The organism is Aquimarina sp. I32.4, from assembly GCF_002924285.1.
GTDB lineage: Bacteria > Bacteroidota > Bacteroidia > Flavobacteriales > Flavobacteriaceae > Aquimarina.
This window is the reverse complement of sequence record NZ_PGUB01000126.1, coordinates 1-10990: the sequence shown is the minus strand read 5'-3', so window position 1 is coordinate 10990 and position 10990 is coordinate 1. Positions and strand designations below refer to the sequence as shown.

Sequence of the window (10990 nt, the reverse complement as noted above, 5' to 3'; positions counted from 1 at the left end):
TGATGCCAAGAAGCAATTGCCTCTTGCCCTGTCAGAACCTTTAGCAGGTAATCATAATGATCTCTATGATATTGAGACTCAATTCGAGGTAGTAACATCAACATTGGAAGACGCTAATATTTCTATAGAGGGGTTATTTCTCAATGCAGATGCAGGCTTTGACGCCAAGGACTTTAGAAACTCATGTGATAAAAAGGATATTAATGCAAATGTATGTTTCAATAAACGTAATGGAGACCTAGACAGAGGTGAATATTTCGACCAAGAACTTTACAATGAAAGATATGCTATAGAGAGAACCAATGCTTGGATGGATAGCTATAGGTCACTGCTCAATAGGTATGATACTACCGTAACTAGTTGAATAGGTTTCAATTACCTGTCATTCATTGTCATAGCGATTAAAAAATTTAAAAAAAAGAACTAGAAAAAGTTTAAATCACTTCGGATAAAAACACTTTGATAAAATAAAAATACGGTTGTATTTTATATGAGTGTATTTTTTTTAAACAGAGCTACGTTTCTATTTGCCTAGAGTATATAAAAATGTTAATTTTATATGGGCAGAGTGTTTATCCTCATTTTATTCTCTTAAAAACAAAACAATATGGCTTTACAATCCAACATACAAATCTATATAGGAGGTACTTTAATTCCTACATATAAAAGGTTAATATTAGAGCAAGACCTTGATTCTCATCATCTTTTTACCTTAGTCTGTCGTATGGATATACTAGAAAGATTAGACCAAGAAGTAGCCTCAGAAAGTAAAAATCTGTTAGGTGAAATTATTACACTACAAGTAAGTGCTAGAGAAAATTTCTCAGGATATCGAGATCTTGAATTCAAGGGAGTAGTTGTAAAAGTAAATAATACCAAAGGCTTTGATAACGGGGATGAAGATGTTATAGAAATACAAGCTCAAAGTGCGAGTGTTATTGCAGATGATGGACCCCATTTTGCCTCACATAATGATACTAATTTGGCAGAGATATTAAGTAAAACATTTCAAGGCTATGATCAATCCAAATTAGAAACAAGATTTAGTCCAAGAACTACGGCAAATATACACTATAGTGTACAGCATCATGATAGCTCGTATCAATATGCCAGAAGATTGGCGGCGCAATATGGAGAGTGGTTTTATTATGATGGGAGAGCCTTAGTTTTTGGGGAACCAGTGAACAATGAAGAGGTAACTCTAACTTATGGGCATGACCTTAAAAAATTTACTTTAGAACTTAATCCAATACCTAATAATTTTAAGTATTTTACCAATGATTATCTAGTAGATGAATTACATGAAAAAGCGACTACAGAAGTAAGCACAGGAGTAAACGGTTATAATAGCTTCACTAGTAATAAAAGTGATGAGATGTATGTGAAAGAAACAAATGTATATCTCAACTCATATAATGACAGAGAACTTAAGCAACGATTTGATAAACAGGTAGAGCAACAAAAGAAAACTCGTGAGCTTAAGCAAGTTTTGGTAAAAGGTATAAGTGATAACCCAGGAGTTTATCTAGGTCAGATTATAAGAATAGAAGAGGCGTCAACAGGGCAAGGTAGTTATCGTATCACCAAAGTAACGCATACCGCTTCAGAAAACGGAAACTATATTAATAATTTTGAGGGAGTGACTGCAGAGATTGATATATCACCAGGTACCAATCCAATGCTTTTCCCTAGAAGTGAATCTCAAACAGCAATTGTTACAGAAAATGCAGATCCTGATGGGCTAAGTCGTATCAAAGTACAATTTCCTTGGCAAAAACCAGACGGAGAAATGACTCCATGGTTGCGAATGATGACACCGCATTCTGGTGGAGAAAAAGGGTTTCATTTTATTCCAGAAGTAGGAGAAGAAGTACTAGTTGGTTTTGAAGGGGGCAATGCAGAACGTCCTTATATAATGGGGGCATTGTATACAGGAACTCAAAACCCTCAAAGTTGGGGTACTCAAGCCAATGATGTCAAAGCAATACGTACCCGAAGTGGCCATACTATAGAACTTAATGATAGTAAAGGAACAGAGTTTATCTCAATAACAGATAAAAACAGAAATATTATTCACATTGATACAGCAAATAATGATATTACAATTTCTGCTGGTGAAAATATGACATTTAATGCCAAGAATATGCAAATTAATGTCGAAGAAAATCTAGATGTTTCTGTAGGTAAAAATAAATCAGAAACGATTACAGGAGATTCTTTCATTAGTGCTACAAATGAAGATAAGCAGATAGGAGAAACAATGAAAGTAATCAGTAGTGAGTACAAACAAGAAGCTCAGGAAATTTCTACTGATGCCAGTGGAGAGATTAAAACTAATGCTGGGGGAAAAATTACTATTGCAAGTGCAGAGACTGTAGAGTATGGTGAATAATCTACAGAGATTACGTGCTGTTTTTCTGGTTTTAGTAATTACACTTACTACTATAAGTGTAGTGTCATGTCAAGATAATAATCCCAAAAAGGAAAAAATAACGAACGCGATAGGAATGAAAAAATACGAATGGAGGCCATCAGCCTGTGCACCAAAATTTTCTCCTGTTCAAATACATAAAGGTAGTTTTATATATGAGAATGAGGAAAGCATTTACATTCCTTCTGGTCATACTCTAGATCAAGGATGGGGAAAATTGGGAGCAACTCATATAGTGGGGGATGATAGTAAGCCTATTCCTGTAAAATTAGAAATAACTTGGTTGTCATACTTAGAAAAGAAGTTTTATAAAGGAAGCTTTGATTTGCCAAGCAAAAAGATAGAAACATTATTTGCAGAAGGATACATGGATCGATTAGGGCAGAAAAAGACCTATAGCAGGATAAATGTAGGGTTGGCTCCAGGAGGAATTGTTGTTGTATGGCTTATGGGGAATGGATGGTCAACAGAGGTAGACCGTTTTGTAGCATCAGAGACAGAAGTTACTATACAAGAATTTGCACCCTCAGCAATGATGACTATAGAGGAGTTTATAGATGACACTCTAGAAGAAGATTTTGATGAAGAAACAAAATCTAAAATGAATCCAGAGCAAATTCCCTACGGGATATGGGATACGTACAGAAAAAAATATAACTGGAAACCTGTAGTAATGTATCAGGAACCAGATGATCTTAAAGAAATATTAATAGATTTTGTGAATGGAGAGAGCCTAAATACGATAGGAGATAACCCTGTGTTGGGGCAGAATAAAGAAAGGCCTGTAGCAGATTATTTTAGATTAAAGTGGAAAGATAAAAATAACAACGATTACGGAGCCAAAATCTTTTTTGACTATCGTGAAACTCAAGAAGCTTTTGATAAAATATACCAAAACCCAAAAGTAGAGCAAGTTGACTTAATACTAAAAATAGATAAATATAACAGTGATATAGAGCTTAGTGTAAAGAGTGATTCAGAAGTGATAATGTTGGAGAAAGCTAGAGTAAAAATATACGAAACTTCTAATTAATAGCAGTATGGGAAGTATTGGATTAACAGCAGCTTCTACTGGAGCAGCATCAGAACAAACAAAAAATGTGTTAAGTGGGGTTAATGTTCAAACGTCACCAGTTCATGTTGGTAATGCTGAGTATGAAGAATTGATATCAGAAGAGAGTGTCAATGTATCGGCAGCAGTCTTTTTTGATGGGACAGCTAATAATAGAGAAAATACAATCATACGGTTAGAGTATGAAAAAAAGAAAAGAGGAGAACCGTATAATAAAGAATTAGTTTCCAAATATCGTGATTGGTGGTGGGGTACTCCTTGGAGCCCTAATAAAACAGGAAGTTACGATAATGATCATTCTAATATATCTAGGATAGAGCCAGCATATCAACCCGTAAATGAAGAGAAAATAAAGAAGCTTTCTGTTTATATAGAAGGGATAGGGACAGAAAATGAAGGGTCAGACTCTAAGATGGGAATGGGTATGGGAACTGGCTCTACTGGAGTAAAAGCAAAAGTAAAAAAAGGATGCGAAGAAGTAGCCAATGCGATAGCAGATTTAGGAGTTGATGATATCAATATTTTATACATAGATACCTATGGATTTAGCCGGGGTGCTGCTGCTGCAAGAAACTTTATTCATGAAATTACACAGCGTAAAGGAGCAGTAAAAGAGATAATAACAACAGGGTCTGGAGAATATGCTCCAGTTACGACTACAATTATTAAGTATGAAGATGATTATGGCCCACTAGGTGAATTTTTGAAAGAAAAAGGAGTAAAAGTAAAAACTCTGGTAATACACTTTGCAGGATTATTTGATACAGTAGCCTCGTTAGGACTTAATCACGATAATGATACCTCAGAATTAAAATTAAATGCTGTAAAAAAATCATTAAAAACATTGCAATTAGCAGCAGATGATGAACATCGAAGTAATTTTAGACTCACTAATATAAATAGTACAGGAAATCGAGGAGTAGAAAAGTTTTTGCCAGGAGTACATTCAGATATTGGAGGAGGATATGTGCATAATGCCGATGAAGAAGTACGACTTGATTATGGGGTAAACCTTAATACGTTGAGAGCAGAAAGAGATTTCTTGATAGAACAAGGATGGTTTAAACCTAAAGAAATTGAAGTTAGTGATTTTTGGGGAACAATTACGGGTGATAGAAAAAGACTGAGTAATAGGTATAGTTATATACCATTACAAATAATGGGTAAATTCTCTGTAGATAGTAATGTGAATTTTTTAATGGGTAAAATTACTAGATCATATCCAATTCCATCAGAACTTAGTGAAGCAAAGCAAAAATTAGACGATTATGTGTTTAATGGTGGAGAAAAACTATCATTTGATGACCCAGCAAACAGAACATTAATAAAATTATTGCGCAATCGATACTTTCATTTTTCCGCCCACTATAGTGGTATTGGTATGGGGCCAAATAGAGTAAACGGACAAAGACAAAGAGTAACACAACCAGGATAATATAAAAAGAATACATGCAACGAACCCTGTCTCATACTACGCAGTCTCTTAAGCTTAATGAAGAAAGAGTAACTCGAGGCTATACAGCAGATATATGTACAGAAATTACTCAAAATAAAGTAAAGAGTTATAATAGAACAGGAATAGAGTTTGATCTTACGTATTCTGGTGTTGATGAAGGAGGATTATTCATCTATAAAATAGAAATAAGGAAACGATTTTTACTGAATAAAAAACGAAAAACGATCAAGAGGCTTACCAAGGCACAACAAATCGCACTTAGGGTAGCAACTATAAACGATGTTTTAGAAGTAAGAGTTAATAAAAACTTTAAGTTAATTAAGGTAGTTAATACAGAACAAATTAGAGAAAAGTGGCAGGCTATAAAAAAAGACTTTCTAGAAGAATTTCCGGATATGGAAACGATGGTAGATAATTTTGATTGGCAATTAGAAGAAGAGAATATTCAACAATTATTTGTTGAAGATAATTTTTATTCCTTCTTTTTTTCTGACTTATTTTATCATGAATTTATAGGTAAAGAAACTATTCATGTCAAAAAAACAATAGCAAATGCTTTGAGCACAATTGATATTCCAATTATAGCGCAGAAAAAGATAAGAAATAAAAATATAGCGTTTACAGATGTTACCATAGTAACAGGAGCAGAAATAGATACAGAACACCCTAAGTTTTCATTGGCTCAGTTGAATGCCTTTTTGGGGCAATTGTCGGTTATAAAAGGAGATCGACATGAATTACATTTTGATTACAAAGGAGTGTATAAAACCAAACCAGATCATGGATTGGTGACTCAAGGAAAACTAAAATATGCCTTTGAGGTAGAAAATCTTTATAAAAAAGAAACTACAATAACTTTTAATCTGAAAAAAGAAAATGAGTAGTAAAATATATGTATTAGACGGCGCATTATTGCAATGCAATCAAGGATTTGTTCCTGCCAAGCTTTTGGTTACAGAAAATCAAAAAGTAAAAATACAAGGTCAGTTCAAAGCAACTGATATGGATGTACAAGTACCTGCTACTTTTGGGCAATGTAAGTTAAAACCAACGAATAGTGGGTATCTACCTTGTATTCCAGGGTTGCAACGATGGACAAAAACAACAAAAACATCAACACTAGGGGGAGGAAAAAAATTTCTATATGCAGATTCAGAGTGTATGTGTGGCACGGGTGGTAAAGTAACCATTATGCAACCAATGCAAATCAATACTGCAGGAAGTATACAAGAGCAATTCAAAGAGATTGCAATGACCATTCCTGGTGCAATGTTGGGTAATGATAAAGCACCAAAGATTGTAGAAACCTATTGGATGGATGAAGAAGGAAAGGAGCGAATCGATGAAATAACATTTGATCAGAAAGCTGCTATGTTTGTGAGAACTGAAAATATGAATGTAGGGGAAAGAGTAGAGGTAACCGTTGAAGAAGAAGGAGGGAATGCATTTTGTAATGGAGAAAGTACAAAAGTGTTTTCTGGTACTGTGCGAGCAGATGGTACTGTAGCTCTTAGATTGGTAACTATAGATGCCAATCAGGAAGCTTCAGAGAATAATTCTAATGGGACAACAACACAAGCCAGTAGTTCACAAAATGATACTGCAGTAGCAGAGGAAACAAATGAGAAAGAAGTTCTAGAGACAGGAGTTATCAATAAAGGTCAGCGTATTAATGAGAACGGAAAAATCATAGTTGTCAATAGTCAATTGCAAAGAGCATATGATTGGATATATGCAGATGCTCCTAGTAATAGTGAGATGAAAAGAAATGGGATGACGGATTTTGATGTAAAAAACGTAAATCTCACAAAATCATATCCTACTGCATACCTTAAGGCTGAATTTAAATCTGTTTTATGGGGTTTTTCTGATATAGAAGATGGGTTTGGTAAAAATGGAAGAGATCTAGCGAATCATTTTTTTACAGGACAAGGCCAACCATTTATTTTTGGACCTGATTCCAATCCTGTGCAAGAAGTAAAAGATTCAGATCAATTTAAAAGTAAATTTTTACCCGCTTTAGAACAAGAATTAGTCGATCGATATAAGAGTAATAAGTATGTTACCAGAGATGTTAATCGACCCTATAATTTCAAGGCCAGATTGCCGTATTATAGTGCATTGCAGGGAATGAATCCCAATGTAAATGAGATAGCAACTTTTGTAGGAGGAATTCAAGGATGTCTGGCTAATTATGAGATTTATAAACAAGACGGAGAAATACATGCTACGATTACAAACCTTTCTTTTTTTGACACTTTTGGAGCAGGCTGGGAAGATGGAGGGGCTGATGGCACTATGAAACAATGGATTCCTGGTTTGGTAGCTATGTTTTGTCTTCAACATTTTAAAAATGTAGAAGATAAAACCAAATTTCAACCCTTTGCAATAATGCTAAATATAGAATTATGATAAAGCAGGTAGTGTTCCTTTTTTTTATAAGTATTGGCTTTTTTGCTTGCAATAGTCAAAAGCAACCGATGGATATACGGTATACATCAATAAATGACTATGATGCAAATTATATTTTCAACCTAGAAAATAATACAAAAGCACTTAAAAAAATAGACCAATATGCACAAGACATGATTAAAGGTCAAATGCATATTGTAGATTCTCTTAAAAACTCTGATTATATAAAAAATACATCCAAGACATATGATGAGCATAAGCTAGGAACTTCACTTTCTCTAACAGCTACAGATGTGTATTTATATACTCCTCCAGGAGAATTTTCTTTTGATCAAGTACAAGATGAAAATTTAGTAATAAGGTATGAGTTGGATGAAGAAAAATTTACAATAAGAGACATTATTGTAGGCAATAGTTACCAAGATTCTTCTATAAAAGTAGAGTCTTCTGTAAAAGAAAATAATTGTAAATTGATAGTAAGTACAGCGACACTGAATTTACAGGGGTTATATCAAATTTTTGAAAAAATAAGAACATCAACTTATCACAAAAAAAAAGAACAATTCACATACTTTGTTTATGATGCAAATGATACTAACGTATTAGATATAATATATAAAAATAACGGATCATCACTTTTATTACACTATAAATAGGGCGCATATGAGTACTACAGAACTTAAAATAAGGATGAAGGGTATAAAGGCTTCTGGTAGAAATTTTTCTATCAATGTACCTTTGGTTGCAAAAAATGAACAGGAGCCTGAAATTATATCAGCTTATTTTGCAGAAAAGAAAATAGAAAATGTAAAAGAGGCTGCAGGAACCTATACTTATACTTTTGGTGGAACAAATAATACGAGTACAGAAGGTAAAAAAAGTAGTATAGCTACAGTCATTCTAAAAAAAGTGAATGCGAGTGTTAAGAAAGATAAAAAATACACTTCTCAAGCACTTGTTAAAGAAAAACTTAAAGAAGACTCTTATAAAAAAGGAGATACCGTTATCATAGATTTAAAACAAGATGTAGAAAAAGTATCATACCCAAAAATTACATCTGCTCCCATGGGATATCAAGTATATCTTATTACAGAAACACGTAATTTAAAAGATAAAAAAGCTAGAGTAAAAATTTATGAAAAAGAAGAAGGTCTTAAACTTTTAAAAACAAAAGATGATACTTTACCAGTATTAGTATTTGCCAGAAAAGAAGATACAACTACCAATACAGAAGCTAGTGATTGGATAGAGATTGATGTAAAAGAAGAGAATGGCAAAAAAGAAGGAGGAGCTCTCGTATTGCATAAAGAAGACAAAGGAGATAAAATCGAGGTAGGAATCAAAAAAATACAATTACGCCCGAAAGAAGATAAGATCAAAGCAGAAGGCGAAGACGCTCACATAAGTTTTGAAGGCTGGCAAGAAGCATTGTATATACGTGAAGATGAAACTGAAGAAGGGAAAAAAGCCAAACAAGAAGCCGAAGAAAAAGCTACAGCCAGAACAGCAGAAACCTTTGTTAACCTTACCTATGATATTAGTGCATCCAAAGTAAGTTATCCTAAAAAAATAAGTGGACCAGGAACAATCAGTCTTGAGAAAGAGGCTGTGTATACAATAGATACTTATGGTGCATCTGCAAATGAAGAAGATAAAAATAATATTCGGTGGTCTTTTTATGTACAGGGAGACCCAAAAAAAACTACCGCAGATAAAGAAAAAACGTATATCAACGCTAAAAGCAAATCTGGATTATACACCTATGCCAAAACAGAGCTTGTAGCAAATAAAAATAAATTAACATTAGTTTTTGATAAAGCGCTGGTTGGTAAAAAAGTGCAGATTGAAGCGTTTAGAGGCTTACCAGACCTTAATAATAAAAAAGATTATGTAAGAACAACAACAGTTGAGGAGGATAATAAAGGCTCAATTGTTAAAAAACTTGATTCGACGTCTCTTTTTCTCGCTACAGAATGTGATAGTGTAAAAAATGCAGGAGAAAAAAATAAGAAAGATTTTTTCAAAACTTCTGGTTTTTTTAAGCTTAAAGCTAAGTCACTATGGACTGATCCTATAAAAGATTCTGAAATAACATTGTACAACTTTTCAGGGACATATAAACCTAAAGGAAGCACCTTTGGGAAAGTTCGTTTAAAATGGAATAAAGCCAAAACAAAATTAGTTCCAAAGGCACATACAGGTTTGGATGTATTTGCAGAAAAAGGGACGGATTTATTTGCATGTTTGGATGGTAAAGTAGAAAGAATTTACGGGAAGAGTAATGATAAAAGCTATGGAAATGTTATTGTAATAGAAGTTGATGATGCAAGTTATTTAGAAAAATCAAAAAATAAGTATATAATAAAATACCCTAATGAAATCGAAAAAGGACCAAGCTTTGATTTAAAAGGAAAAATTTATTTAAGATATGCCCACGTTCAAAAAGCAACAATAAAAGTTGGAGATAGAGTTAAATCAGGTGATAAAATTGGAGTTTCAGGAGTAACAGGTAATGCAAGTGGAACAAAAGCTCCTCATCTTCACTTTGAGATAGCAAACCTGCCAAGACCTGGAAGAGGTCTGGTTAATAGATGCAATCCTGCATTTTATGTGAACTTAAGAGGAGAGAATAAAGCAAATAAAAGTCATCAAAAGAAAGTGGCTAATACAAAACATAAAATTTAATTGATATGAGGGTTTTATTATATTTTCTTGTTTTTATACTATGCTTTAGTTGTAAAAAAAATGCTTCAAAAGCTGAGATAACCAAAAAGGTTAGTATTGTAGAAAAAAATGATCTGTCTCAACCTGTAAAAAAGGACGATGCAATCAAGGAGTATCCAATTGAATATGTTAAAATAAAACCAGATTCAATTAAAAATGATTTTCGTATTGATTCTATAGGGGTGGATCAATCAATTTGGATAGATTCTGTTCAATTTATTGTGGGAACAATTGATGATAATAAGAACGGGATTCATCTTTTAGTACTAAACAAAGAAAATAAATTGTTATACAGGTCTAAGGGGCAACAAGATAGTTGGTATTATAGGCTTAATTTTTTCACTTCAAAAGAAACTGACAAAATAATAACGGTTAATGAAACTGGTGCTGAAGAAAGTTGGGGTGTTGATATTTATGAATATAGTGGTGGAATATACAAGGTACTTGGAAGTTTAGACGTGATGGCATTAAATGAGTATGGAGAAAGTTTAAGTATAATTCAATATATAAAAATAAAAGAGATAAAAAATAATAGTATTGAGGTTTCTTTTAAAGATGATGTAAAAGTATATGAAGATGAAGCTGAAAAAACTACTCTTGGAAAAGATCTGAAATACAGGTATGAAGATAAAAAACTAATAAAAAGTGATGTTCAAAATTAAAGCTTTTTATCATCCGATTTTGTAAACTATAAAATTGGGCAAATTTTTTGGTAAGGCTGTCTTTTTTATGATGAACTGATTTAAACTTTTTTTTGAATTGTAAAAACGGGCTGCCGATATTTGCGTTACGACACGTAAATTATTTAAAAGCAGCCCATTATGTACAGCGTACTAGACAAATATACAATAGAAATGGAAATAATTCCACACATACCATTAGCCAAGCGAGGGTT

The 10990-nt window shown here is 33.2% G+C and carries 8 protein-coding genes and 1 pseudogene; all 9 read left to right on the top strand.

Going from position 1 to position 10990, the window contains the following annotated elements; genetic code table 11:
• Positions 1-364, top strand: a pseudogene (locus CVD18_RS19485) (IS5/IS1182 family transposase); the annotation flags it as partial.
• 243 nt (positions 365-607) lie between these two features.
• Complete coding sequence (locus tag CVD18_RS19480) at positions 608-2392, top strand: type VI secretion system Vgr family protein (protein WP_103867175.1); 1785 nt, start codon at positions 608-610, stop codon at positions 2390-2392.
• Positions 2382-3464: a DUF2931 family protein gene (locus CVD18_RS19475; protein WP_103867174.1), complete on the top strand. Its 1083-nt coding sequence runs from the start codon at positions 2382-2384 to the stop codon at positions 3462-3464. Before CVD18_RS19480 ends, CVD18_RS19475 begins: the two co-directional genes overlap by 11 nt.
• 7 nt (positions 3465-3471) lie before the next feature.
• Positions 3472-4938, top strand: coding sequence for a DUF2235 domain-containing protein (locus CVD18_RS19470; RefSeq protein WP_103867173.1), 1467 nt, complete (start codon positions 3472-3474; stop codon positions 4936-4938).
• Between the two features lie 14 nt (positions 4939-4952).
• The gene (locus CVD18_RS19465; RefSeq protein WP_103867172.1) at positions 4953-5843 is read left to right on the top strand and encodes a hypothetical protein; all 891 of its coding nucleotides are present in this window, start codon (positions 4953-4955) and stop codon (positions 5841-5843) included.
• Positions 5836-7371: a DUF4280 domain-containing protein gene (locus CVD18_RS19460; RefSeq protein WP_103867171.1), complete on the top strand. Its 1536-nt coding sequence runs from the start codon at positions 5836-5838 to the stop codon at positions 7369-7371. Before CVD18_RS19465 ends, CVD18_RS19460 begins: the two co-directional genes overlap by 8 nt.
• Complete coding sequence (locus CVD18_RS19455) at positions 7368-8027, top strand: hypothetical protein (protein WP_103867170.1); 660 nt, start codon at positions 7368-7370, stop codon at positions 8025-8027. Before CVD18_RS19460 ends, CVD18_RS19455 begins: the two co-directional genes overlap by 4 nt.
• 7 nt (positions 8028-8034) lie before the next feature.
• Positions 8035-10056, top strand: a complete 2022-nt coding sequence (locus tag CVD18_RS19450) for a M23 family metallopeptidase (RefSeq protein ID WP_199185111.1) — start codon at positions 8035-8037, stop codon at positions 10054-10056.
• Positions 10057-10061: 5 nt separating this feature from the next.
• Positions 10062-10757 (top strand): hypothetical protein, encoded by a 696-nt coding sequence (locus CVD18_RS19445; RefSeq protein ID WP_103867169.1) that lies wholly within the window; start codon positions 10062-10064, stop codon positions 10755-10757.
• Positions 10758-10990: the final 233 nt, after the last annotated feature.